Source organism: Paracoccus everestensis, assembly GCF_021491915.1.
In the GTDB taxonomy this organism is placed as follows: Bacteria; Pseudomonadota; Alphaproteobacteria; order Rhodobacterales; family Rhodobacteraceae; genus Paracoccus; species Paracoccus everestensis.
Map to the genome: position 1 here is coordinate 1,616,703 of NZ_CP090836.1, position 23,356 is coordinate 1,640,058.

Sequence of the window (23,356 nt, forward strand, 5' to 3'; positions counted from 1 at the left end):
GGGTCTATAAGCGGGCAAATTGTTGCGGTCCGCGCGGCCGGCGACATCATAAACATGGCAGAGGACCGCATGAGCAACGATTCCCAGAACGGCAAACATCACGAGGGCGACGTGGCTTTCATCCAGTCGCTTGCGGAACTGTTGAATGCCAGCGGCCTGTTGGAACTGTCGGTCAAGCGTGAATATGGCGAACACGACCGGCTGACGGTCAGCCTGTCCAAGCAGGGCAAGCAGGTGACCTATGCCGCACCCGCCCCTGTCGCAGCCCCGGCGCCTGTTGGTATGCCTGCCCCCGCCGCCGCGCAGTTGCCCGCGATCAGCGAGGATCCGGCCAGCCTGCCCGGCGCCGTGACATCGCCCATGGTCGGCACCGCTTATCTGTCGGCGGAACCGGGCAGTGCGCCCTTTGTCCAGATCGGGCAATCCGTGGCCGAAGGCGATACGCTGCTGATCGTCGAGGCGATGAAGACCATGAACCACATCCCCTCGCCCCGCGCGGGCATCGTGCGGCGCATCCTGATCGACGACGGCACCCCTGTCGAGTTCGGCGCCCCCCTGATGGTCGTCGAGTGAGGGTCGGGATGTTCGACAAGATCCTGATCGCCAACCGGGGTGAAATCGCCCTGCGCGTGATTCGCGCCTGCCGGGAAATGGGTATCCCCTCGGTCGCGGTGCATTCCACCGCCGACGCCGATGCGATGCACGTCCGCATGGCCGACGAATCCGTCTGCATCGGTCCCGCCCCATCATCGGCCAGCTATCTGTCGATGCCCGCCATCATCTCGGCCTGCGAGATCACGGGCGCACAGGCAATCCATCCCGGTTACGGCTTCCTGTCCGAAAACGCGGCCTTCGTGCAGATGGTCGAGGATCACGGCCTTACCTTCATCGGTCCGCGCGCGGAACATATCCGCATCATGGGCGACAAGATCACCGCCAAGGACACGATGAAGAACCTGGGCGTGCCCTGCGTTCCCGGCAGCGACGGCGGCGTCGATGACGTCGACCAGGCCAAGCAGGTTGCGGCGCAGATCGGCTATCCGGTCATCATCAAGGCCACGGCCGGCGGCGGCGGACGCGGCATGAAGGTCGCCCAGGACGAAGCAGGCCTGGAAGTCGCCTTTCGCACCGCACGCGCCGAGGCCAAGGCCGCCTTCGGCAATCCGGACGTCTATATCGAGAAATACCTGCAAAGGCCGCGCCATATCGAGATTCAGGTCTTTGGCGACGGCAAAGGCCGCGCGGTCCACCTGGGGGAACGCGATTGTTCCCTGCAGCGCCGCCACCAGAAGGTGCTGGAGGAAGCGCCAGGCCCCGCGATCAGCGCACAGGAACGCGCCCGCATCGGCAAGACCTGCGCCGATGCGGTGGCCCGGATCGGCTATTCGGGGGCGGGGACCATCGAGTTCCTGTACGAGGACGGCGAGTTCTATTTCATCGAGATGAACACCCGCCTGCAGGTCGAGCACCCCGTGACCGAGGCGATCTTCGGCGTCGACCTGGTCCGCCAGCAGATTCTGGTCGCCGCCGGCCACGACATGGAATTCCGCCAAGAGGATCTGTCGATCCGCGGCCATTCGATCGAGGTTCGCATCAACGCCGAAAAGGTGCCAGGCTTTTCGCCCTGTCCGGGACGGATCACGCAATACCATGCGCCGGGCGGGCTGGGGGTGCGCATCGACAGCGCGCTTTACGACGGCTATTCTATCCCGCCCTATTACGACAGCCTTATCGGCAAGCTGATCGTGCATGGCCGCGACCGGTCCGAAGCCCTGGCTCGTCTGGACCGCGCCTTGGGCGAATTGATCGTGGACGGCATCGATACCACCGTGCCGCTGTTCACCGCGCTGTTGCAGGAACCCGACATTCAGGCAGGCAACTATTCGATCCACTGGCTGGAACGCTGGCTGGACAAGAAGTTCGGCTGATTATCTGCCATGCTGACGCCCGCGCAATTGCTTAAAGGCTATGCGCAGGGGGTCTTCCCTATGGCTGACAGCGCCTATGATCCGCGCCTTTACTGGTACGATCCCCCTACGCGGGGGATCCTGCCCGTAGGCGGTGTCCATGCCTCGCGCTCGCTTCGTCGCGATTTGCGACGGGGGGGCTGGTCGGCCCATCTCGACAGCGATTTCGACGCCGTGGTTGCCGCCTGCGGGGACCGGGAAACGACCTGGATCAACGCAACCCTGGCCCGGCTTTATCAACAGTTGCACCGGGCAGGCCATGCCCATGCCCTCGAAATCCGATACGACGGACGATTTGCGGGCGGGATTTTCGGCGTGACCTTGGGGGCGGCGTTTTTCGGGGAATCCATGGTATCCGCCCGAACCAATGGGTCCAAGATAGCGCTTCTGTGGATGTCCAGCCATCTTGCGCGCTGCGGATTTTCACTGTTCGATACGCAATTCCTGACGCCGCATCTGGAACGCATGGGTGGGCGGGAAATCCCCCGTTCCGATTATCACCTGATGCTGAACGATGCACTGGCACGACGCGCCGATCTGGGGTCACGGCCTTTGCCGACAGCCGATCAGCTTTGGCAGGAAATCACCCACACATCATAACGGGTGTCGTCCAAGGCCGACAGTGCGGGGGAAGACGCAATCATCCAGCCGCTGAACAGGGTGACATTCTGCGCGGTGTCGGTGATCGTCAACTGCGCATAAGCATCCGAACTGGGATCGCCCGCTGGAAAGCGGCATTCGCCCAGCCGGACCTGCAAGCGGCCATATTGGACGGCCTGCCCCACCAACACCGGCAAATCCGTGGTCCTGCCCGATATCTTGTCCAAGCCCCGCAATAATGCGCCCTCTGCACGGGCAACCTCTTGCGCGGCAGCGGGGGCTGTCAGGATCGCAACCAAGGCCAAGGCGCGGATCACGAGTTTTCCTCATCCCCGGCTTGGCTGTCCACGAATTTCATCATCAGTTGCAACAAGCTGACGGCACCCTGCACATCCTCGATCTCATCTCCAGGGACAAGGTTGTCGGCGCTGCCGCCCGGCTGGATCTGGATATAGGCCCCGCCCAGCAGTCCATCCGACTGGATCAGCGCCGCGCTGTCGCTGGGCAGCGCGATATCGGCCGGAATGGTCAGCCGCGCATCGGCCATATAGGTGGCAGGGTTCAGTGACACGCTGGACACCCGCCCGACAGGAACGCCTGCCAGCCGGACCTCGGTCCCCACGGCGACGCCGTCCACATCGGGAAAGGACGCCCTGACCTCATAGCCGGTTTCGCGGGCAAATCCCTTGCCGAACCCCCAGAACAGGAACCCGGCGGCGACGGCCAGAACAATGGCGCCTGCCACCAGTTCCGCCCGATGTTCGGCCCCGGTGGTCATCTATTCGGGCTGCCAGGCATCATAGTCGCGGCGCACAGGCTGGTCCGCGCGATAAAGCGACCCTTCCGGGTAATAAGCGCCAGTTGTCCCTGTCCGGTTTTCCTGATGCGGCTTTTCCCAAGCCTGATGGGTCAAGGGCACCTTGGTCGGCGGTTCGTCCCAGGTGTAATGCAGCCAGCCATGCCATTCCGGGCTGACACGGCTTGCCTGTGATTCGCCGCTGAAGATCACCCAGCGGCGGGATCCGTCCTTGTTCTGGTAAAAGACGTTCCCCTCGGCATCTTCGCCCACCTTGGTGCCGTTCCGCCAGGTCCAGAACTGCGTGTTGATGGTCTGGCTGTTCCACCAGGTCAGGGCGCGAAGCAGAAAGGACATGGGCTGGAACCTTCTATTCATGGCTGCGAGAGATATGACGCAAAGCGCCTCCAAGATCCAGCCTGCCCCATCCTTGGCGCGCAAATATCCATTGGGATTGCCCAAAGGAAACGGGGGCCATACGGCCCCCGACAATACCCCGTGGCTCAACCAGCCGAGGCCGTTTCCTTCTTGGCATCCGCATGGATCAGCAAGGGCTTGGTGGCGGCGTTATCCACCGCTTCCTCGTTCACCACGACTTCCTCGACGCTGTCCATGCCGGGCAGTTCGAACATGGTATCCAGCAGGATATCCTCCATGATCGACCGCAGACCCCGGGCGCCCGTCTTGCGCTTGATCGCGCGCTTGGCGATGGCTTGCAGCGCGTCTTCGGTAAAGGTCAGCTGCACGCCTTCCAGGTCGAACAGGCGCTGATATTGCTTGACCAAGGCGTTCTTCGGCTTGGTCAGGATGATGATCAGGGCTTCCTCATCCAGGTCGGTCAGCGTCGCAATGACCGGCAGGCGGCCGACAAATTCGGGGATCAGGCCGAATTTCAGCAGATCCTCGGGTTCCAGTTCCTTGAACATCTCGCCCACGCCGCGGTCGTCATTGTCCTTGACAGAGGCGCCAAAGCCCATGGCAGTGCCCTTGTTGCGCTGCGCGATGATCCGTTCCAGGCCGGCGAATGCGCCGCCGCAGATGAACAGGATGTTGGTCGTGTCCACTTGCAGGAATTCTTGCTGCGGATGCTTGCGCCCGCCCTGCGGAGGCACGGATGCAACCGTGCCTTCCATGATCTTCAGCAAGGCCTGCTGCACGCCCTCTCCGCTCACGTCGCGGGTGATCGAGGGGTTGTCGGACTTGCGGGTGATCTTGTCCACCTCGTCGATATAGACGATGCCGCGCTGTGCGCGCTCGACATTGTATTCCGATGCCTGAAGCAGCTTGAGGATGATGTTCTCGACATCCTCGCCCACATAGCCCGCCTCGGTCAGCGTGGTCGCATCGGCCATGGTGAAGGGCACGTCCAGGATGCGGGCCAGCGTCTGCGCCAGCAGGGTCTTGCCGCAGCCGGTCGGGCCGATCAGCAGGATGTTCGACTTGGCAAGTTCGATGTCGCCCTTGGTGCCGTGGTTAAGTCGCTTGTAGTGGTTGTGGACCGCCACGGACAGAACCCGCTTGGCGTGTTCCTGGCCGATGACGTAATCGTCCAGAACCGCGCAGATTTCCTTGGGCGTGGGCACTCCGTCGCCCGATTTCAGGCCCGAGGATTTCGTTTCCTCGCGGATGATGTCCATGCACAATTCGACGCATTCATCGCAGATGAAGACGGTCGGTCCCGCAATGAGCTTGCGAACCTCGTGCTGGCTCTTGCCGCAAAAGCTGCAATAGAGCGTGTTCTTGCTGTCACTGCCGGACTGGTTCGCCATCGTCCACGTTCCTTGATTGCCGCAGGTCTGCCAACCCGCTGGCGGCGCCGGTCGCCCCTTGCCGCACCTGAATTGATCCGTGGCGAACGCGCCGCCACGGGGTCTGTCCTTTATGTTAGGGTTGACGCGCGTCCGTCACAATCCCCAACGGTCTATTTCTTCTCGGGCTGGGCCTTTCCACGAGGGGCCACCACCTCGTCGATCAGGCCCCAGTCCTTTGCCTCGTCCGGCGACATGAAGCGGTCGCGCTCCAACGCTTCCTCGACCTCGGACAGGTCGCGGCCCGTATGGGTCACATAGATTTCATTCAACCGCCGCTTCAGCTTTTCGGTTTCGCGCGCATGGATCAGGATGTCGGTCGCCTGCCCCTGGAACCCGCCGGACGGCTGGTGGACCATGACCCGGCTGTTGGGCAGCGAATAGCGCAGCCCCGGTTCGCCCGCCGCCAGCAGCAGCGATCCCATCGACGCGGCTTGGCCCACGACCAGCGTGGAAACCCGGGGGCGGATATACTGCATCGTGTCATAGATCGACAAGCCCGAGGTTACGACGCCGCCCGGGCTGTTGATATACATGCTGATATCCTTGTTCGGATTTTCCGCTTCCAGAAACAGCAGTTGCGCGCAGATCAGCGTGGACATGCCGTCATGGACCGGCCCCGACACGAAGATGATCCGTTCCTTGAGCAGGCGCGAGAAGATGTCATAAGCCCGTTCCCCGCGCGAGGTCTGTTCGACCACCATGGGAACGAGGTTGTTCATGTAGAATTCTGCCGGATCGGTCATCGTCTGTCCTTGCCTTGTGTCCCTGTTCCCGCGATTCGCCAGGGCGCTGATCCCATCGTTAGACGCGAAAGGTTGACAGAGTCTTAGTAACGGGCAAGGTCCGCCGCAAGGCATGGAACGAACTTTGCCCCCCGCCCCGGGGCCGAAACCGCAGGAGACAGCGCGTGAAACTGATCGTCGGACTGGGCAATCCAGGCGCGAAATATGCGGCCAACCGCCACAACATTGGTTTCATGGCCTTGGACCGGATTGCGGAGGATCACGGTTTTTCACCCTGGAAGGCGCGGTTTCAGGGACTTGCGGCCGAAGGCAGGCTTGGCGATGCGCGCGTCACCTTCTTGAAGCCGCAGACCTTCATGAACCTTTCGGGTCAATCCGTGGGCGAGGCGATGCGCTATCTGAAGGTGACGCCGTCCGAAGTGATCGTGCTGCATGATGAACTGGACCTTGCCCCGGGAAAATGCCGTGTGAAGCAAGGTGGCGGCCATGCCGGCCATAACGGGTTGCGGTCGATCCATCAGCATATCGGTGCCGACTATCACCGCGTGCGCCTGGGCATCGGGCATCCGGGGCACAAGGATCGTGTTGCGGGCTATGTCCTGTCGGATTTCGCCAAGACGGACGGGGACTGGCTGGACGATCTGCTGCGGGGCATATCGGACGGCGCGCCTGCCCTGGCACAGGGGGACAGCGCGCGGTTCCAGAACCTGGTCGCGGCCCGCACCCAGCCTGCGCGCAACAGCGGCACGATGCCTGTGCCCGCAGCCACGGCTAAGGCACCCCCTGCCCCGGCGGTCCCCGACCAGCCCGCCAGCCTGACCGACAAGCTGCGCCAGCTGACCGACCGCTTTCGCTGATCCGGGGCTTGGCGCAAGCCCCGCTCGGCTGTAGCCTGACTGGAGGAGGACTGGACATGGATCCATCGCTGAACGTGCTGGGAACGCGGCTGGAACCGTGTTCGATGAAGCCGCTGACGGGTTTTTACCGCAACGGCTGCTGTGATACCGGTCAGGGCGACGCGGGCAGCCATACGGTCTGCGTTATTGTCGATGCAGAATTCCTGGCCGTGTCGAAATACCTGGGAAACGACCTGTCCACGCCGCGTCCCGAATTCCGGTTCGACGGGCTGAAACCGGGCGATCGCTGGTGCCTGTGCGCCGCGCGGTTCCTGCAAGCCGCGCAAGAGTTTGCCGCGCCCAAGGTTGTGCTGGAATCGACCCATGCCCGTGCCCTGGACATCATCCCGCTGGAACTGCTGCGGGTCCATTCGGTCGATGCGCAGGGCTGATCTTGCCGCCGTGGTGGTGGCCTGCCTGCTGCCTGGGGCTGCCCTGTCGCAGCAGCTTGCCGATGGAACGCCGCTTCATGCGGACGATGCCCGCAGGCTGGGCGAATATCACGCCGCAGCGGGCGAGGCGATGCTGGACGCATTTTCCGGCGGCGATCCCGACGATCTTGTGATCTTGACCAATGTTCTGCAGGGCGACCCGCTGCCTTCGGATCAGGTCTTGGCAATGATCCCGGGGGATTGGTCCTGTCGGACAATCAAGATGGGCGGGCTTCTGCCCATCACCGTCTATCAGCCGTTTCGATGCCGGATCGGCAACGATGGAAGCTTGGAAAAGCTGACCGGATCCCAGCGGACCAGGGGGCGGATTCATGTGGACGGCGACCGTCTGGTCTATCTGGGCACCGGCTTCATTGCTGGCGACACGCCGCCGCCTTATGCCGACCTGCCACCCTTTTCCGAACCCGGATCCGGCCCGCAAAGGATGCCCGAGATCGGCCTGGTCGAGATGACCGGGAACACTAGGGGCCGGGTGATGTTCCCCGACCCTTATCTGGAATCCCGCTTCAACATCCTGACCCTAAGCCGTTGAGGATGCTCATATTTTCATCTCGAAGCCCAGGTGCTTGGCGACGGTGAAGATATCCTTGTCGCCCCGTCCGCACATATTCATGACGATCAGGTGGTCGCGCGGCAGATCGGGCGCGATCTTCATCACATGAGCCAGGGCGTGGCTGGGTTCCAGTGCAGGAATGATCCCCTCCTGGGCGCAGCACAACTGGAACGCCGCCAGGGCCTCGTCATCGGTGATGCTGACATATTCCGCCCGACCCATGTCCTTGAGCCAGGCGTGTTCCGGCCCGATGCCGGGATAATCCAGACCCGCGCTGATCGAGTGGCCTTCCAGGATCTGACCGTCGTCGTCCTGGAGCAGATAGGTGCGGTTGCCGTGCAGCACGCCCGCCCGCCCGCCCGAAAGGCTGGCGCAGTGTTCCATCCTGTCGTCCACGCCCTTGCCCCCCGCCTCGACGCCGATGATGCGGACCTCCTTGTCGTCAAGGAAGGGATAGAACAGACCCATCGCATTCGATCCGCCGCCGATGGCCGCGATGATGGTATCGGGCAGGCGGCCTTCGCGGGGCAGGATCTGTTCCTTGACCTCTTTTCCGATGATCGACTGGAAATCGCGCACCATGGCCGGATAAGGATGCGGACCCGCCACCGTGCCGATGCAGTAAAAGGTGTCGCGCACGTTCGTGACCCAGTCGCGCAGCGCGTCGTTCATCGCATCCTTCAGCGTGCCGCGACCCGATGTGACGGGCACAACCTCGGCCCCCAGCAGGCGCATCCGAAAGACGTTCGGCGCCTGGCGTTCCACGTCGGTCGCGCCCATATAGACGATGCACTTCAACCCAAAGCGCGCGCAGACGGTGGCGGTCGCCACGCCGTGCTGGCCCGCGCCCGTTTCCGCGATGATGCGGGTCTTGCCCATCCGGCGGGCCAGCAGGATCTGGCCCAGCACGTTGTTGATCTTGTGCGCGCCGGTGTGGTTCAGTTCGTCCCGCTTCATGTAGATTTTGGCACCGCCCAGGTGGTCGGTCAGCCGTTCGGCGAAATACAGGGGCGAGGGGCGGCCCACGTAATGCGTCCACAGATCATCCATCTCGGCCCAGAAGTCTGCGTCGGTCTTGGCGCGTTCGTATTCGGCCTCGAGATCCAGGATCAGCGGCATCAGGGTTTCGCTGACAAAGCGGCCGCCATAGATGCCGAAGCGCCCCTGTTCGTCGGGACCAGACTTGTAGCTGTTCACCAGATCATCTGCCATCGGACGCGCCTTCATGTGGAAGCCTCAAAGGGCTTTCTTATAGCCGATATGGCTGGGGGTGAAGCCCAGCCTGTCATAGAAGCGGTGGGCATCGGTCCGCGACCTGTTGGTGGTCAACTGCATCTGGCCGCACCCTGCCGCCCGCGCGCGATCCTCGGCATCGGCGATCAGCTGCGCGCCAAGACCCCTGCCGCGCAGATCGGACGCAACGCGCACCCCTTCGATTTGGGCACGGCGGGCGGCAGCAGCGGAGAGGCCGGAAATGAACAGGATCTGATAGCACGCGACGATCCGGTCACCCAGCAAGCCCACGATCAGCATATTGCCGTTTTGCGCCTGCATGGCATCAAAGGCCGCAAGATAGGGATCCATGTCGGCCCCCTCTCGGTCCCGGCCCAGCACATCGTCGGCCAACAGGGCCACGACCGAAGGAACCTCGTCCCGCAAGGCGGGGCGGAACCGGACGGTCACGACGCCGCCGCGACAAAGGCCCGGATCAACCCTTCGTCCTTGACCCCCGGCTCGGTTTCCACGCCCGAGGAAACATCGACCGCAGGCGCGCCGGTCAGCCGGATCGCCTCGGCTACGTTTTGCGGGGTCAGGCCACCGGCCAGCATCCAGGGGCGCAGCCACTTGCGCCCCACCAGCAGCCGCCAATCGAAGGACAGTCCGTTACCGCCGGGCAGGACCGCGTCCTGGGGCGGCTTGGCATCAACCAGCAGCATATCGGCCACCAAGCCATAGTCGGTCAGCGCAGGCAGGTCGGCAGGGCCTGACAGCCCGACGGACTTCATCACAGGCAGGCCCGTCAAACCCTTGACCTGTGCCACCCGATCCGGGCTTTCACTGCCATGAAGCTGGATGATGTCCAGGGGTACCTTGCCCAGCACGGCATCCAGCATCGCATCGTCGGGATCCACGAACAGTCCAACCCGCGCCATGCCGACGGGCACGTGCAAAACCAGTGCCGCGGCCTCGTCGGCTGACACGGCGCGCGGTGATTTTGGAAAGAAGACCAACCCGACATAACGCGCGCCCGCATCGGCTGCGGCCTCGATATGCTCGGGTCGGCGCAGGCCGCATATCTTGACCTGGGCCATCCCTCAGCGCCTGGCGGGCAGCGTGGTGCCGGGCGCCGGTTCGGCCGAAGCCACAGGCAGCGCAGGCACCGTGGTCCCGGGGCGCTCCAAGATCGCCAGAACGTCATCCTTGGGGGCGGCGTGGCGGTTGCGCAGGTGGCCTACCTCGCTCTCCAGCTGGGCGGCGCGAAAGGCCTGCGCGCGGGCCTCGCGGCGGATGTGGGATTCGCGCAGCCATTCCCAGACCAGGCCCGCCAGCATCCCCAAGGCAAAGGCCAGAAAGATCACCAGGAACAGCGGCAAGGCAACCGACCAGCGTCCGCCCAGATACTGCCCGAAATTCGCGGGAAAGGCCGACAGCGTCACCGTTTCACGATTGGCCAAGGCAACGGCGATCAGGACGATTGCCAAAGCCACCACGAAGATCAGTCGAAGAAAGCGCATGAAATGTCCTTGGTTGCGGCCGCCATGCGCGGCCCGGTATCCTGCCGGCTTCTACGCCGTTCAGGCCTCCCCGTTCAACCGATCACGCAACAGTTTGCCGGTCTTGAAAAAGGGGACGTATTTCTGGTCCACATCCACGGCCTCGCCCGTGCGCGGGTTGCGGCCGGTTCGCGAGTCGCGCTTCTTGACGGAAAAGGCGCCAAAGCCGCGCAGTTCGACCCTGTCGCCGCGCGCCATGGCGTCGATGATTTCCTCGAACACGGTGTTCACGATCCGCTCTACATCGCGACGGAACAGATGCGGGTTTTCGTCAGCGATCAGCTGGATCAGTTCGGACCGGATCATCATCCCCCCAGGTGGCGTAACGGCTGCAAGACGTCGTCCGCAGGACTAGCGACAAAAGGCAACGCAGGAAAAGGTTCCTAGTTTCCATAGCGATGCCAGTTTTGCCCCTGCCGCGCAAGAGAAGTGAACACCCCCTGCCTATCCAGCGGGCATGAAAAAGCCCGTCCCGCGCAAGCGGAACGGGCGATGATGCATCGCAAAGGGCGCGATCAGGCGTTGCGGTTCAGCGCGGCGCCCAGGATGTCGCCCAGCGACGCGCCCGAATCGGACGATCCGTACTGGTCGATGGCTTCCTTTTCCTCGGCAATCTCGCGCGCCTTGATCGACAGGCCCAGACGGCGGGTCTTGGTGTCGATGTTGGTAACGCGGGCATCGACCTTGTCGCCGACCTGGAACCGCTCGGGACGCTGGTCCTGACGGTCGCGGGCCAGATCCGAACGGCGGATGAACGACTTGACGCCGTTGTATTCCACCTCGACCCCGCCTTCTTCGATGGCGGTGACTTCGACGGTCACGACCGTGCCACGCTTCACGCCGTCAACGGCTTCGGCCATGTGCTCGTTTTCCAGCGACTTGATCGACAGGCTGATGCGCTCTTTCTCGACATCCACGTCCTGGACGACCGCTTTCACCACGTCGCCCTTGCGGAAGTCCTGGATCGCATCCTCGCCACGGGCATCCCACGAGATGTCCGACAGGTGGACCATGCCGTCGATATCGCCTTCGAGGCCGACGAACAGACCGAATTCGGTGATGTTCTTGACTTCGCCCTCGATCACGGTGCCCGACGGATGGGTTTCCGCGAACACTTCCCACGGGTTGCGCTGCGTCTGCTTCAGGCCCAGCGACACGCGGCGCTTGGCTTCGTCGATTTCCAGAACCATTACTTCGACCTCTTGCGAGGTGGAGACGATCTTGCCCGGATGGACGTTCTTCTTGGTCCAGCTCATTTCACTGACGTGGACCAGACCCTCGACACCGGCTTCCAGTTCGACAAAGGCGCCGTAGTCGGTGATGTTGGTCACGCGGCCCTGGTGGACCGAACCGATCGGGAACTTGTCGCCCACGGTATCCCACGGATCGGCCTGCAGCTGCTTCATGCCCAGGCTGATGCGGTGGCTGTCCTTGTTGATCTTGATGACCTGAACTTTCAGGGTCTCGCCGATCGCCAGGATTTCGGACGGGTGGTTGACGCGGCGCCAGGCCATGTCGGTGACGTGCAGCAGCCCGTCAACACCGCCCAGATCGACGAACGCCCCGTATTCGGTGATGTTCTTGACCACGCCGTCGACCGTCTGACCTTCGGTCAGGTTGGCAATGACTTCGGCGCGCTGTTCGGCGCGGCTTTCTTCCAGGATGGCGCGGCGCGACACGACAATGTTGCCACGGCGGCGGTCCATTTTCAGGATCTGGAACGGCTGCTTCAGGCCCATCAGCGGGCCGGCGTCGCGCACGGGGCGCACATCGACCTGCGAACCGGGCAGGAAGGCCACGGCGCCGCCCAGATCGACAGTGAAGCCGCCCTTGACGCGACCGAAGATGGCGCCTTCGACGCGCTCTTCATCGGCATAGGCTCTTTCCAGACGGTCCCAGGCTTCTTCGCGGCGGGCTTTTTCGCGGCTGATGCTGGCTTCGCCGCGGGCATTTTCCACGCGGTCCAGATAAACCTCGACTTCGTCGCCAACCTTGATGTTGGGTTCTTCGCCGGGATTTGCGAATTCTTTCAGATCGACGCGGCCTTCCATCTTGTAGCCGACGTCGATGATGGCCTGGCCCGCCTCGATGGCGATGACACGGCCTTTGACAACCGAACCTTCGTCCGGGGTGTCGATGTCGAAGCTTTCGTTCAGGAGGGCTTCGAATTCCTCCATGGTCGCTTTAGCGCACATATATAATCAGTTTCCTTTGGTCGATTTCACTGGCCATGCGGTTGGCTCCGCCGGTCTTTATGGCTGCCCTTCGGGAACGACAAAGGGTCGCGGCTGGCGCCCGACCCGTTCAGATGCGGTCTGTTCTGACCATGTCGCCCTTGGACTGGCGGTCATATAGTCGTGTTTTTGCTGCAACTCAACGTAAAAAGTAAGATGCGGCTTCGATATGGCCAATCGGAAATATCGCTTGCGGGTTGCCTTGCCCGGACGATAGCTTCGGACAACCATAACCAGCCGAGGTTCCCGTGCGCCCTGCCCTGCTGGCCGCCGCCCTGACCCTGTCTGCCGCGCCCGCCTGGGCCGAGGATGTCAGCGTCTTCGCCGCCGCCTCCCTGAAGAACGCGCTTGATGAGGTCGCGGCACAGTTCACGGCCCAGACGGGCAACACGGTGACGATTTCATATGCCGGATCCAACGCGCTTGCCAAACAGATCATCGAGGGGGCGCCCGCCGATCTGTTCCTGTCGGCCAATGCGGAATGGATGGATCAGGTCGACCAAGCAGGGCTTGTGCAGGACCGCGCCGATATCCTGGGCAACCGCCTGGTGCTGATCGGCCATGGCGATGCTGCACCCGTGCGGATTTCGGCGGGCACCGACTTGGCTGGGATGCTGAATGGCGGCAAACTGGCGATGGCCCTGGTGGATTCCGTTCCCGCCGGTCAGTACGGCAAGGCGGCATTGGAAAACCTGGGGCTTTGGGACGACGTGGGCGCCGATGTCGCGCAATCGGACAATGTGCGCGCGGCTTTGGTCCTGGTCGCTGCGGGCGAGGCACCTTACGGCATCGTCTATGCCACCGATGCGGCCGCCGAAGATGATGTGGCGATTGTGGGGAATTTTCCTGCGGACAGCTATCCCACGATCACCTATCCTGCCGCCCTTTTGACAGAGGCTGCCGATGACGCCGACCGCGCATTTTTCGACGCCATAAGGTGGGATGCCGCGGACGAGGTCTTTGCAAAACATGGCTTTACGGTGACGGACTGACGTGACCGACTGGCTGACCCCCGAGGCGTGGCAGGCCCTTCGACTGTCATTGAAGGTATCGCTGTGGGCCGTGGCAACCAGCCTGCCTCTGGGGATCCTTGCAGCCTATGCCCTGGCGCGATGGCGTTTTCCGGGACACGGCCTGCTGAACGGGCTGGTGCATCTGCCGCTGGTCTTGCCGCCCGTTGTCACGGGCTATCTGTTGCTGCTGACCTTTGGACGGCGCGGATGGGTCGGGCAATGGCTGGACGGGATCGGCATCGTTCTGGCATTCCGCTGGACCGGCGCAGCCCTGGCCGCCGCGATCATGGCATTTCCCCTGATGGTCCGCGCCATCCGCCTGTCGATCGAGGCGGTGGATCCCCGGCTGGAACAGGCCGCATCCACACTCGGCGCCCCACGGGCCTGGGTGTTCCTGACCGTCACCCTGCCCCTGATCCTGCCCGGCATCCTCGCGGGCGCGATCCTGGCATTCGCAAAGGCCATGGGGGAATTCGGCGCCACCATCACATTCGTATCGAACATCCCCGGCCAGACGCAGACCCTGCCATCGGCCATCTATGCATTCCTGCAGGTGCCGGGAGGAGAGGCTGCGGCGGCGCGGCTGGTCATCATCGCCGTCGCCGTCGCCATGGGCGCGCTGTTCCTGTCGGAATGGCTGTCGCGGGCCATTGCCCGGCGCATTCGGGGCGCGTGATGCTGACCGTCGCGCTGCGTCATGCCTTTCCGGGCTTCCTGCTGGATGCGGCCTTCGATGCCCCATCGGGGCTGACGGCGTTGTTCGGACATTCGGGTTCGGGAAAGACCACCATCGTCAACGCCGTCGCAGGGCTTCTGCGGCCTGACCACGGGCGCATCGCTGACGGCGGCACCGTGCTGACAGACAGCCGCCAAGGCATCTTCCTGCCGCCGCACCGGCGCGGCATCGGCTATGTCTTCCAGGATGCAAGGCTGTTTCCGCACCTGACGGTCCGGCAGAACCTGCTGTACGGCCACTGGTTCACAGGCCGCGGGCGGCAATCCGACCTGGACCGCGTGACAGAAATGCTGGGCATCGGTCCGCTGCTGTCCCGTCGCCCCGCCGCGCTGTCGGGGGGCGAGCGCCAGCGCGTCGCGCTTGGCCGGGCAATCCTGTCCCATCCCCGGCTGCTGTTGATGGACGAGCCTCTGGCGGCCCTGGACCAGCCCCGCAAGGACGAGATCCTTCCCTATCTGGAACGCCTGCGCGATCATGCCGGGCTGCCGATCCTTTATGTCACCCATTCCCCGGCCGAGGTCGCGCGCCTGGCCACCACCATCGTCCTGGTGGTCGGGGGCCGCGTGACGGCTGCCGGACCAGCGGCGCAGATGCTGTCGGATCCCGCCATCGCCCCCATGCTGGGCCTTGCCGAAATCGGTGCTGTGCTGACCGCGCGGGTATGCGGGCAGGACGCGGATGGCCTGACCCGGCTTGCAACCCCTGCCGGGGCGCTGTTCCTGCCCCGGGTCGCGGCCCCTGTGGGCAGCATTCTGCGGCTGCGGATCCTGGCCCAGGACGTGATGATCGCGACCATCCCGCCGCAAGGCATCTCGGCGCTGAACGTCATCCCTGCCACGGTCCGCGACCTGACCGACAGCGAGGGCAGCGTGCTGGTGCGCCTGGATGCCGGGGGTCAGGCGATCCTGTCGCGCATCACCGCCCGGTCCGCCCGCGCCCTTGACCTGCATCCCGGCAAGCCGGTTCACGCCGTGCTGAAGGCGGTTTCCGTGGCACCCGGAACGATCGGCTTTTCCGCAGGCTGATGGGCGACCCAGATGCCGCTTTCACGAGAGAAATATTCATATTCAGGCGCCTGAAATCCCTGCCCCATGGGCGCGATATGCCGTTCGATGGTCAGCAACGCGCCGTCGATCTGCAAGACCGCAAATTCGCTTTGCCGGTCCGACAGTCGCGCGCACAGCGCCGTCCCTGCTTGCACCTGCAGCAGGCTCGGATGCGCAGTCTGGTCCAGCATGGCGCCCGTCGCCCAGACGTGCAGGTGCCCTGACAGCGCGATCTGCGCCCCCGCGCGTTCCAGCCGCGCCAAGGCCTGCGGGGCGCGGCGCGTCAGTTCCTTGTCTACCTGCGCCAGATGTTCCAGCGGATGATGCAGCGCCACGATGTTCATGCAAGTCGGATCGAGACTGCGTTCCAGCCGCGCGATCTCTCCGCTCCGGATCACACCCCGCTGCACGGCCAAGGGATCGACGCTGTTCAGCGCAAGAACCCGAACCGAGCCAACCTGGCGCGTGGGCGTCAGGTCCGGTCCGACTGCCCGCCGAAAGCCGTGCCAAGGCGCCAGGAACCGCACCGGCAGGTTATACAGCGGCACGTCGTGATTGCCGGGCAGCACCATCAGTGGTGCCTGGACGCGCCCCAGGAACGCCGCCGCCTCGGCGTATTGATCGGCGCGGGCGCGGTGGGTGACATCGCCCGTCACCACCACCAGATCGGCCCCCGCGTCGTTCACACGATCCAGAAGGGGTTCGACCAGCTCGGCCCGGTGAAACCCGAAATGCAGGTCGGACAGATGGACGATGCGCGTCACGCGGCCGGATCCTGGGTCTTGCCGCCATCGGCCGGAACCAGCACCGTCAGGGCTCCGTGCAGGACCTGGACGTGAAACGGGGTTTTCATGCGGGTCTTTTCACCGTCGTGCGCGATCAGCTGGCGAAACTGGCCGGTGTCGATCACCAGGCTGTCGGTCACGATCAGGTCGAAGTCGCTGTCTTTCGCGCTGAGGCCCAGGGCCAGCCGGAAGGCTGACCGAAGAAGCGGCAGGGGCTTGCGCGCCTTGGCGATCAGCACCGCCATGTTTCCCGCGCGGATCGCATCGGCCCCGTCCAGGCCGAAGGCGTCCAACTGATAGGCGCTGCGTGCCACGAACACGAGGGCTGTGGTAAAGCGCCGTTCCTGCCCATCGACCTTGGCCGTCAGGCGCATTGGATGGCGCAACCGGCGCAGCGCCACCAGCACCGACCAATAGGCCGCCATGCGCGACCGGCCCCAGCGTTTGTAAATCCCTTCGCGCGTCTTCAGGATATGCGGATAGGCGCCCAGGCTGACATTGTTCAAAAACACCAGATCCTCGATCTGGCCGATGTCAACTGCCCGGGGGCGGGCATCCTGAAGGGTTTCCAGCCCTTCCTCGATCGTTTCGCCCACGCCCAAGTCGCGCGCGAAGTAATTGAACGTCCCCCCCGGCAGAACCCCCATCATCGTACCGGTGCCCGCCAGGGCACCCGCGACCGCCGATTGCGTGCCGTCCCCGCCCGCTGCCACGACGATATCGAAACCGTCGGCCACCGCCTGCCGGGCCAGATGGATAAGCCGGTCGCCCCGGTCGGTTTCCCGCAGGGCAAATTCGGCCACCTTGTCTTGCAGCGCCGCGCGGATCGTTTCCGCCTGGTCGTCCTGCTTGCCCGATCCACGGTTGCGGATCACGCACAACCTGCACGCGGAAAGATCGACCTTGTCGGCTGTATCGCGCATTTGCCCCTCCGGTGATTGCGGGGGAACAACACGGGGGGCAGCAGCGCGGTTTCACGCCGGGTGCATCAAAGACGATGCATTGCCTGTTCGACCGAGGGGCGCAGCCCCGCACCCCCTGCGGCGATATAGGATTTCAACTGCTCGCGCATCCGCGGTTCCCAGTAATCCTTCAGGTGATCGGCGATCTTGTCCGGGGCATCGCCTGGCTGGGTGTCGAAAAAGGTGGCGATCTGGTTGGCCATGGTGACCATCTTTTCAGGCGACATCGGAAACCTTTGCCCGCAGGCGTTCGGGGTGGGTGAACAGATCAAAGCCTTCGCCCCGCGCAAAGGCGGCAAGGGTCAGGCCCGCCCCTTCCGCAAGACGCAGGGCGTGCAGCGTGGGGGCAGACACGGCGACCAAGATGGCGCAGCCCGCCATCACGCATTTCTGCACCATCTCGGTCGAGACCCGGCTGGTCAGGACAATGGCGCCCTGGGCCGGGTCGATCCCCTGGCGCGCCATGGCCCCGATCAGCTTGTCCAGGGCGTTGTGGCGGCCCACATCCTCCCTCGCCAGGACAACACCCTGACCCGGCAGCATGAAGCCTGCCGCATGGACGGCCCGCGTCCGGTCGTGCAAGGGCTGCCAGCCGCGCAGGGATTCCGTGGCGGCCGTGATTTCCTGGGCGGTCAGGATCGGCCCCGTCGCGGCAAGGCTGGGCAGGGACCGCATCGCGGCCTCGATGCTGTCGATGCCGCACAGGCCGCAGCCGACCGGACCGGCCAATGTCCGGCGCCGGGCGGCCAGGGCTTCGCCCCGATCCTCGGCCAGCCACATCTGCGCCTCGATCCCCTTGGAATGGGGGATCACGTCGCAACTGGCGATCTGATGAATGCCGTCCACGATGCCTTCCGTCAGCGAAAAACCCACCGCGAAGTCGTCCACGTCGGCGGGCGTCGCCATCATCACGGCATGGGTGGTTCCATCATAGACCATGGCAATGGCCATTTCCTCGGGCAGCGCGCGCGTTACCGCAACGCTGCTGCCCGGTCTGTGATGGATCGCGTCCGAGACCCCGAAGGGCTGCGGCAGGGTCATGTCCTACTCCGCTGCGGTCAGGATCCGCCGCGACCGTTCGGCCTGTTCGTTATAGCTTTCCTGCCATTCGGACGGACCGTTCGAGGGGCTGACCTGCACCGCCGTTACCTTGAATTCGGGGCAGTTCGTCGCCCAGTCCGAGAAATCGGTGGTGACCACGTTAGCCTGCGTCGAGGGGTGATGGAAGGTCGTATAGACCACCCCCGCTGCCACCCGGTCGGTCAGCACGGCCCGAAGGGTCGTTTCCCCCGCTCGCGATGCCAGCCGCACCCAGTCGCCGTCGTTGATGCCCCGGTTCTCGGCATCATGCGGGTTGATCTCCAGCACGTCCTCGGCGTGCCAGACCACGTTCTCGGTCCGCCGGGTCTGGGCACCAACATTGTACTGGGACAGGATCCGCCCCGTGGTCAGCAACAGCGGGAAGCGCGGGCCGGTGCGTTCGTCGGTCGCCACATATTCGGTGACCATGAAATGGCCCTTGCCCGACACGAAGCCGTCGACGTGCATCAAGGGCGTGCCGTCCGGCACCTGCTCGTTGCAGGGCCACTGGACGGACCCCTTTTCCTCCAGCACCTCATAGGTGACGCCGGCAAAGCTGGGCGTGGTCGCGGCGATCTCCTCCATGATCTGGCGAGGATGGGTGTAATGCCAGTCCGCGCCCATAGCATTGGCCAAAAGCTGCGTGACCTCCCAGTCCTCGTATCCGTTGCGGGGGGCCATCACCTTGCGGACGCGGTTGATGCGGCGTTCGGCATTGGTGAAGGTGCCGTCCTTTTCCAGGAAGGTCGAACCCGGCAGGAAGACATGAGCATAGTTCGCGGTTTCGTTCAGGAACAGGTCGTGGACGATCACGCATTCCATCGCCGCCAGACCCGCGGCGACGTGGTGGGTGTCGGGATCGGATTGCAGGATATCCTCGCCCTGGCAGTAAAGGCCTTTGAAAGTGCCCTCGACCGCCGCGTCCAGCATATTGGGGATGCGGAGACCGGGTTCAGGGTCGATCTCGCAGTTCCAGGCCTTCTCGAAGATCGCGCGAACGTCGGGCAGCTTGACGTGACGATAGCCGGGCAGTTCATGCGGGAAGCTGCCCATGTCGCAGGAACCCTGCACGTTGTTCTGGCCCCGCAGCGGGTTCACGCCCACACCCGCCCGACCGATATTGCCGGTCAGCATGGCAAGGTTGGCGATCCCGATCACGGTCGTGGACCCCTGGCTGTGTTCCGTCACGCCCAGCCCGTAATAGATCGCGCCATTGCCGCCGGTGGCATAAAGCCGTGCGGCCGCGCGCAGGTCGGCCGCAGGAACGCCGGTCAGCAGTTCCACATTCTCCGGCGCATGGCGCGGGTCGCTGACGAAATCGACATAGAACTGGAATTCGTCCCAGTCGCAGCGGGTGCGGATGAAGTCCTGGTCGAACAACCCCTCGGTGACGATCACATGGGCCATGGCCGTGACAACCGCGACGTTGGTGCCGGGCTTCAACGGCAGGTGGTGGGCGGCCTCGACATGGGCCGACCGCACGATGTCGGTGCGGCGCGGATCGACGACAATCAGCTTGGCACCATCGCGCAGGCGTTTTTTCAACCGGCTGGCAAAGACCGGGTGCCCGTCGGTCGGATTTGCCCCGATGATCATCACGACATCGGCCTGTTCGACCGAGTCGAAATCCTGCGTTCCGGCCGATGTGCCATAGGTCTTGCCCAGCCCGTATCCGGTGGGCGAATGGCAGACGCGGGCGCAGGTGTCGGTGTTGTTGTTGCCAAAGACCGCGCGGGTCAGTTTCTGCACCAGATAAGTTTCCTCGTTGGTGCAGCGGCTGGAGGTGATGACGCCGACCGACTTGCGGCCGTATTTCTGCTGGATGCCCTTCATCTTCGCGGCGGCGAAGGACAGCGCCTCGGCCCATTCGACCTCGCGCCAGGGTTCCTCGATGGTATCGCGGATCATGGGCTTGAGGATGCGGTCCTTGTGCTGGGCATAGCCATAGGCGAAGCGGCCCTTGACGCAGCTATGGCCCCGGTTGGCCTTGCCGTGCTTGTAGGGGACCATGCGGACCAGCTGATCGCCGTTCAGTTCGGCCTTGAAGGAGCAGCCCACGCCGCAATAAGCGCAGGTGGTGATAACGGACCGTTCAGGCGTGCCCAGTTCGATCACGGATTTTTCCTGCAGGGTCGCGGTCGGGCAGGCCTGCACGCAGGCGCCGCAGGACACGCAGTCCGAGGTCAGGAAGCTGTCCTCGGACGTGCCCGCGCGGACGCGGCTGTCAAAGCCCCGTCCCTCGATGGTCAGCGCAAAGGTGCCCTGGACCTCCTCGCAGGCGCGGACGCAGCGGGAACAGACGATGCACTTGGCCGGATCAAAGGTGAAATACGGATTGCTTTCATCCTTGGGGATATAATGCGCATTCACCCCGGCCCCGTCGCGTTGGGCGAAATGGTTCAGCAGCGTCCGACCCTCGGGCGCCTTGTAGCGCACGTCGCGCAGGCCGACATTGCCCGCCATGTCCTGCAGTTCGCAATCGCCATTGGCGGCGCAGGTCAGGCAATCCAGCGGGTGGTCGCTGATGTAAAGCTCCATCACACCCTTGCGCATCCGGCGCAGCTTGTCGGACTGGGTGTGGACGACCATGCCCTCCATCACCGGCGTGGTGCAGGATGCGGGCGTGCCGCGGCGGCCTTCGATTTCCACGACGCACAGGCGGCAGGAACCAAAGGCCTCGATGTTGTCGCTGGCGCACAGCTTGGGCACCATGATCCCGGCCTCGGCTGCGGCGCGCATGACGGATGTGCCCTCGGGCACCGTCACGTCGATCCCGTCCACGCTGATCGTCACCGGCAGCCCGACCTTGGCTGGCGTGCCCATGTCGCGATCGTCGCCCGGCGGGAATTGGGGGATGATGAAGTCTCTCATTCGGCTGCCTCCTGCAAGGTGGCGAAATCGTCGGGGAAATGGGTGAGGGCGGACATGACCGGAAACGGCGTGAAGCCGCCAAGCGCGCAGAGCGAGCCGTCCTTCATCGTCTCGCACAAGTCGGTCAGCAGCGGGATCGCGGCGGCGTCGCCTTGCGCAATGCGGTCGATGGTTTCCACCCCGCGCACCGCGCCGACCCGGCAGGGCGTGCATTTGCCGCAGGATTCGACAGCGCAGAACTCCATGGCAAAGCGCGCCATGCGCAGCATATCCACCGTATCGTCAAAGACCACCAGGCCAGCATGGCCGATCAGCCCGCCGTTCCGGTCGAATTCCTCATATCCCATCGGCGTGTCGAACTTCTCGACCGGCATATAGGCGCCGAGGGGGCCGCCGACCTGCACCGCCTTGACGGGACGGCCGGTGGCGGTGCCGCCGCCGATGTCATTCACGACTTGGCCCAGGGTCATGCCGAATGCGGTTTCGAACAGCCCGCCGCGCTTGACGTTGCCCGCGATCTGCAAGGTCACGGTGCCGCGCGACCGGCCAAGGCCAAAATCGGCGTAGTGCTTCGCGCCGCGTTCGAAGATCACCGGGACCGTCGCCAGAGAGATCACGTTGTTCACGACCGTGGGCCGTCCCAGGAAACCCTGCAGCGCAGGCAGCGGCGGCTTGGCGCGCACGGTGCCGCGCTTGCCTTCCAGGCTGTTCAGAAGGCTGGTTTCCTCGCCGCAGACATAGGCGCCCGCGCCCGTGCGGACCTCCATGTCAAAGGCGCGGCCCGACCCCAGCACGTCCGGCCCCAGCAAGCCCCGCTGGCGGGCGGTCCTTACCGCCTGCGACAGAACCGCGATGGCGTCCGGGTATTCGGACCGCAGATAAACATAGCCGCGCGTCGCGCCCACTCCCAAGCCGGCAATCGCCATGCCCTCGATCAGCGAGAACGGATCGCCCTCGATGATCATGCGGTCGGCGAATGTGCCGCTGTCGCCCTCGTCGGCATTGCAGACGATGTATTTCTGCGGGGCTTCCGCCTCGGCCACGGTCTTCCATTTGATACCGGTCGGAAAGCCTGCGCCGCCGCGTCCGCGCAGACCGCTGTCGGTGACTTCCTGCACGATCTGGGGCTTGGTCATGCCAAGCGCGCGGCCCAGGCCCACCAAGCCGCCATGGGCGGCATAGTCATCCAGATCCAGCGGATCGATCACGCCGCAGCGGGCAAAGGTCAGGCGCGTCTGGCGGGCGAACCAATCGATATCCTCGACCCGTCCCAGGCCGTTCAGCTTGCCATCCAGCAAATCCGGCACCTGATCGGGGGTCACGTTTCCGTAACCCATGCGGCCTTCCGGCGTCTCGACCTCGACCAGGGGTTCCAGCCAGACCATGCCGCGCGTGCCGTTGCGAACGATCTTCACGTCCAGATCGCGCGCGCCTGCCTGCCGCGCGATGGCATCGGCCACCTCGTCCGCGCCAAGCGCCTTGGCCGCGCTGTCCAGGGGAACAAAGATCTTCATGCGCCCACCTCGGCCAGGATGCGATCCATCCGGGCATCATCGACGCGCCCCACCACGCGCCCATCCACCATGGCAGCAGGCGCGCAGGCGCACATCCCAAGGCAATAGACGGGTTCGACCGTTACGGCGCCATTCGGGGTGGTGCCATGCCATCCGATGCCCAGCTTGCGCAGCGTTTCCTCGGCCAGGGCATTGGCGCCCATGGATTGGCAGGCCTCGGCCCGGCAGAGCTTCAGGACGTGGCGGCCTGTGGGATGATCGCGGAAATCATGGTAAAAGCTGATGACGCCATGCACCTCGGCCCGACCGAGGTTCAGGATATCGGCCAGCACCGGCACGGCGCCCTGCGGCACGCAGCCCCAGGTTTCCTGCAACGCGTGCAACATTGGCAAAAGCGGCCCTTCCAAGGATACCAACGGCGCGACAACGCTGCGGATCTCCTCCTCGGACGGGGCTGGCGCATGGGAGTGCATAAGCTGGCCTTTCAACGGTCTGGTGCGCCATGAAACCGGACAGCCATTTC

General features: G+C 64.2%; 27 protein-coding genes. 9 read left to right on the forward strand and 18 right to left on the reverse strand.

The annotated features are described in order from the left end of the window. Positions 1–69: 69 nt before the first annotated feature. The 3 genes from LZ585_RS07995 to aat are packed head-to-tail and all read left to right on the forward strand — an operon-like array spanning position 70 to position 2,567. Entirely contained in the window at positions 70–573 is a 504-nt protein-coding gene (locus LZ585_RS07995; protein ID WP_234853090.1) for an acetyl-CoA carboxylase biotin carboxyl carrier protein, read from the forward strand. A gap of 8 nt (positions 574–581) precedes the next feature. Next, complete coding sequence (gene accC / locus LZ585_RS08000) at positions 582–1,928, forward strand: acetyl-CoA carboxylase biotin carboxylase subunit (RefSeq protein ID WP_234853091.1); 1,347 nt, start codon at positions 582–584, stop codon at positions 1,926–1,928. 9 nt (positions 1,929–1,937) lie between these two features. Continuing rightward, positions 1,938–2,567: a leucyl/phenylalanyl-tRNA--protein transferase gene (aat, locus tag LZ585_RS08005; protein ID WP_256445603.1), complete on the forward strand. Its 630-nt coding sequence runs from the start codon at positions 1,938–1,940 to the stop codon at positions 2,565–2,567. On the opposite strand, the gene LZ585_RS08010 is transcribed toward aat, so the two are convergent. The 5 genes from LZ585_RS08010 to LZ585_RS08030 form a co-directional block, all read right to left on the reverse strand. Beyond that, complete coding sequence (locus LZ585_RS08010) at positions 2,534–2,884, reverse strand: DUF2155 domain-containing protein (RefSeq protein WP_315857582.1); 351 nt, start codon at positions 2,882–2,884, stop codon at positions 2,534–2,536. The genes aat and LZ585_RS08010 overlap by 34 nt on opposite strands. Then, positions 2,881–3,345, reverse strand: coding sequence for an outer membrane lipid asymmetry maintenance protein MlaD (gene mlaD / locus LZ585_RS08015; protein ID WP_234853093.1), 465 nt, complete (start codon positions 3,343–3,345; stop codon positions 2,881–2,883). Before mlaD ends, LZ585_RS08010 begins: the two co-directional genes overlap by 4 nt. Continuing rightward, positions 3,346–3,720 carry an NADH:ubiquinone oxidoreductase subunit NDUFA12 gene (locus LZ585_RS08020; RefSeq protein WP_234853094.1) on the reverse strand — a complete coding sequence of 125 codons (375 nt, stop codon included), beginning with the start codon at positions 3,718–3,720 and terminating at the stop codon, positions 3,346–3,348. Between the two features lie 146 nt (positions 3,721–3,866). Beyond that, the gene (clpX, locus tag LZ585_RS08025; RefSeq protein ID WP_234853095.1) at positions 3,867–5,132 is read right to left on the reverse strand and encodes an ATP-dependent Clp protease ATP-binding subunit ClpX; all 1,266 of its coding nucleotides are present in this window, start codon (positions 5,130–5,132) and stop codon (positions 3,867–3,869) included. Positions 5,133–5,284: 152 nt separating this feature from the next. Beyond that, entirely contained in the window at positions 5,285–5,917 is a 633-nt protein-coding gene (locus tag LZ585_RS08030) for an ATP-dependent Clp protease proteolytic subunit (protein WP_234853096.1), read from the reverse strand. 164 nt (positions 5,918–6,081) lie between these two features. Between LZ585_RS08030 and pth the strand changes: the two genes are divergently transcribed. The 3 genes from pth to LZ585_RS08045 are packed head-to-tail and all read left to right on the forward strand — an operon-like array spanning position 6,082 to position 7,797. Next, the gene (gene pth / locus LZ585_RS08035) at positions 6,082–6,774 is read left to right on the forward strand and encodes an aminoacyl-tRNA hydrolase (protein ID WP_234853097.1); all 693 of its coding nucleotides are present in this window, start codon (positions 6,082–6,084) and stop codon (positions 6,772–6,774) included. A 56-nt stretch (positions 6,775–6,830) separates the two neighbouring features. Further along, positions 6,831–7,205 carry a DUF2237 family protein gene (locus LZ585_RS08040; RefSeq protein ID WP_234853098.1) on the forward strand — a complete coding sequence of 125 codons (375 nt, stop codon included), beginning with the start codon at positions 6,831–6,833 and terminating at the stop codon, positions 7,203–7,205. After that, entirely contained in the window at positions 7,192–7,797 is a 606-nt protein-coding gene (locus LZ585_RS08045; protein WP_234853099.1) for a DUF4893 domain-containing protein, read from the forward strand. Before LZ585_RS08040 ends, LZ585_RS08045 begins: the two co-directional genes overlap by 14 nt. Before the next feature lie 6 nt (positions 7,798–7,803). Here LZ585_RS08045 and trpB read toward each other — a convergent pair whose 3' ends face one another. The 6 genes from trpB to rpsA all read right to left on the reverse strand — a co-directional run bounded on the left by trpB (position 7,804) and on the right by rpsA (position 12,787). Beyond that, a complete protein-coding gene (gene trpB, locus LZ585_RS08050) occupies positions 7,804–9,030 on the reverse strand; it encodes a tryptophan synthase subunit beta (RefSeq protein ID WP_234853100.1) in 1,227 nt (408 codons plus the stop codon). Positions 9,031–9,054: 24 nt separating this feature from the next. Continuing rightward, positions 9,055–9,501: a GNAT family N-acetyltransferase gene (locus LZ585_RS08055; RefSeq protein ID WP_234853101.1), complete on the reverse strand. Its 447-nt coding sequence runs from the start codon at positions 9,499–9,501 to the stop codon at positions 9,055–9,057. Next, positions 9,498–10,130 (reverse strand): phosphoribosylanthranilate isomerase, encoded by a 633-nt coding sequence (locus LZ585_RS08060; RefSeq protein ID WP_234853102.1) that lies wholly within the window; start codon positions 10,128–10,130, stop codon positions 9,498–9,500. The genes LZ585_RS08055 and LZ585_RS08060 overlap by 4 nt, the downstream gene beginning before the upstream one ends. A gap of 3 nt (positions 10,131–10,133) precedes the next feature. Then, complete coding sequence (locus LZ585_RS08065) at positions 10,134–10,553, reverse strand: lipopolysaccharide assembly protein LapA domain-containing protein (RefSeq protein ID WP_234853103.1); 420 nt, start codon at positions 10,551–10,553, stop codon at positions 10,134–10,136. Positions 10,554–10,613: 60 nt separating this feature from the next. Beyond that, positions 10,614–10,898, reverse strand: a complete 285-nt coding sequence (gene ihfB / locus LZ585_RS08070) for an integration host factor subunit beta (protein WP_234855789.1) — start codon at positions 10,896–10,898, stop codon at positions 10,614–10,616. A gap of 209 nt (positions 10,899–11,107) precedes the next feature. Next, entirely contained in the window at positions 11,108–12,787 is a 1,680-nt protein-coding gene (rpsA, locus tag LZ585_RS08075) for a 30S ribosomal protein S1 (protein ID WP_234853104.1), read from the reverse strand. A 287-nt stretch (positions 12,788–13,074) separates the two neighbouring features. Between rpsA and modA the strand changes: the two genes are divergently transcribed. The 3 genes from modA to modC are packed head-to-tail and all read left to right on the forward strand — an operon-like array spanning position 13,075 to position 15,600. Then, positions 13,075–13,818, forward strand: coding sequence for a molybdate ABC transporter substrate-binding protein (gene modA, locus LZ585_RS08080; protein WP_234853105.1), 744 nt, complete (start codon positions 13,075–13,077; stop codon positions 13,816–13,818). 1 nt (position 13,819) lies between these two features. Beyond that, complete coding sequence (modB, locus tag LZ585_RS08085) at positions 13,820–14,515, forward strand: molybdate ABC transporter permease subunit (protein ID WP_234853106.1); 696 nt, start codon at positions 13,820–13,822, stop codon at positions 14,513–14,515. Beyond that, positions 14,512–15,600, forward strand: coding sequence for a molybdenum ABC transporter ATP-binding protein (modC, locus tag LZ585_RS08090; protein ID WP_234853107.1), 1,089 nt, complete (start codon positions 14,512–14,514; stop codon positions 15,598–15,600). Before modB ends, modC begins: the two co-directional genes overlap by 4 nt. Here the strand turns inward: modC and LZ585_RS08095 are convergent. The 7 genes from LZ585_RS08095 to LZ585_RS08125 form a co-directional block, all read right to left on the reverse strand. Then, complete coding sequence (locus LZ585_RS08095) at positions 15,540–16,385, reverse strand: metallophosphoesterase family protein (protein WP_234853108.1); 846 nt, start codon at positions 16,383–16,385, stop codon at positions 15,540–15,542. The genes modC and LZ585_RS08095 overlap by 61 nt on opposite strands. Next, entirely contained in the window at positions 16,382–17,329 is a 948-nt protein-coding gene (locus LZ585_RS08100; protein WP_234853109.1) for a diacylglycerol/lipid kinase family protein, read from the reverse strand. The genes LZ585_RS08095 and LZ585_RS08100 overlap by 4 nt, the downstream gene beginning before the upstream one ends. Before the next feature lie 65 nt (positions 17,330–17,394). After that, positions 17,395–17,595: a formate dehydrogenase subunit delta gene (locus LZ585_RS08105; RefSeq protein WP_234853110.1), complete on the reverse strand. Its 201-nt coding sequence runs from the start codon at positions 17,593–17,595 to the stop codon at positions 17,395–17,397. Continuing rightward, on the reverse strand, positions 17,585–18,409 hold the full coding sequence (fdhD, locus tag LZ585_RS08110) for a formate dehydrogenase accessory sulfurtransferase FdhD (RefSeq protein ID WP_234853111.1): 825 nt from the start codon (positions 18,407–18,409) through the stop codon (positions 17,585–17,587). Before fdhD ends, LZ585_RS08105 begins: the two co-directional genes overlap by 11 nt. Positions 18,410–18,412: 3 nt before the next feature. Continuing rightward, positions 18,413–21,319: a formate dehydrogenase subunit alpha gene (gene fdhF / locus LZ585_RS08115; RefSeq protein ID WP_234853112.1), complete on the reverse strand. Its 2,907-nt coding sequence runs from the start codon at positions 21,317–21,319 to the stop codon at positions 18,413–18,415. Continuing rightward, positions 21,316–22,833, reverse strand: a complete 1,518-nt coding sequence (locus LZ585_RS08120; RefSeq protein WP_234853113.1) for a formate dehydrogenase beta subunit — start codon at positions 22,831–22,833, stop codon at positions 21,316–21,318. Before LZ585_RS08120 ends, fdhF begins: the two co-directional genes overlap by 4 nt. Further along, positions 22,830–23,306, reverse strand: a complete 477-nt coding sequence (locus tag LZ585_RS08125; protein WP_234853114.1) for a formate dehydrogenase subunit gamma — start codon at positions 23,304–23,306, stop codon at positions 22,830–22,832. The genes LZ585_RS08120 and LZ585_RS08125 overlap by 4 nt, the downstream gene beginning before the upstream one ends. Between the last annotated feature and the right edge of the window lie 50 nt (positions 23,307–23,356).

Bases quoted from the DNA above. Each gene is read 5' to 3' on its own strand.
- clpX (WP_234853095.1), bottom strand. From the start codon at position 5,132: ATGGCGAACCAGTCCGGCAGTGACAGCAAGAACACGCTCTATTGCAGC.
- rpsA (WP_234853104.1), bottom strand. From the start codon at position 12,787: ATGTGCGCTAAAGCGACCATGGAGGAATTCGAAGCCCTCCTGAACGAA.
- LZ585_RS08105 (WP_234853110.1), bottom strand. From the start codon at position 17,595: ATGTCGCCTGAAAAGATGGTCACCATGGCCAACCAGATCGCCACCTTT.
- LZ585_RS08040 (WP_234853098.1), top strand. From the start codon at position 6,831: ATGGATCCATCGCTGAACGTGCTGGGAACGCGGCTGGAACCGTGTTCG.
- LZ585_RS08045 (WP_234853099.1), top strand. From the start codon at position 7,192: ATGCGCAGGGCTGATCTTGCCGCCGTGGTGGTGGCCTGCCTGCTGCCT.
- trpB (WP_234853100.1), bottom strand. From the start codon at position 9,030: ATGGCAGATGATCTGGTGAACAGCTACAAGTCTGGTCCCGACGAACAG.
- LZ585_RS08065 (WP_234853103.1), bottom strand. From the start codon at position 10,553: ATGCGCTTTCTTCGACTGATCTTCGTGGTGGCTTTGGCAATCGTCCTG.
- ihfB (WP_234855789.1), bottom strand. From the start codon at position 10,898: ATGATCCGGTCCGAACTGATCCAGCTGATCGCTGACGAAAACCCGCAT.
- accC (WP_234853091.1), top strand. From the start codon at position 582: ATGTTCGACAAGATCCTGATCGCCAACCGGGGTGAAATCGCCCTGCGC.
- LZ585_RS08120 (WP_234853113.1), bottom strand. From the start codon at position 22,833: ATGAAGATCTTTGTTCCCCTGGACAGCGCGGCCAAGGCGCTTGGCGCG.
- LZ585_RS08100 (WP_234853109.1), bottom strand. From the start codon at position 17,329: ATGCGCGATACAGCCGACAAGGTCGATCTTTCCGCGTGCAGGTTGTGC.
- LZ585_RS07995 (WP_234853090.1), top strand. From the start codon at position 70: ATGAGCAACGATTCCCAGAACGGCAAACATCACGAGGGCGACGTGGCT.
- LZ585_RS08020 (WP_234853094.1), bottom strand. From the start codon at position 3,720: ATGTCCTTTCTGCTTCGCGCCCTGACCTGGTGGAACAGCCAGACCATC.
- LZ585_RS08125 (WP_234853114.1), bottom strand. From the start codon at position 23,306: ATGCACTCCCATGCGCCAGCCCCGTCCGAGGAGGAGATCCGCAGCGTT.
- LZ585_RS08030 (WP_234853096.1), bottom strand. From the start codon at position 5,917: ATGACCGATCCGGCAGAATTCTACATGAACAACCTCGTTCCCATGGTG.
- fdhD (WP_234853111.1), bottom strand. From the start codon at position 18,409: ATGACCCTGCCGCAGCCCTTCGGGGTCTCGGACGCGATCCATCACAGA.
- aat (WP_256445603.1), top strand. From the start codon at position 1,938: ATGCTGACGCCCGCGCAATTGCTTAAAGGCTATGCGCAGGGGGTCTTC.
- mlaD (WP_234853093.1), bottom strand. From the start codon at position 3,345: ATGACCACCGGGGCCGAACATCGGGCGGAACTGGTGGCAGGCGCCATT.
- fdhF (WP_234853112.1), bottom strand. From the start codon at position 21,319: ATGAGAGACTTCATCATCCCCCAATTCCCGCCGGGCGACGATCGCGAC.
- LZ585_RS08060 (WP_234853102.1), bottom strand. From the start codon at position 10,130: ATGGCCCAGGTCAAGATATGCGGCCTGCGCCGACCCGAGCATATCGAG.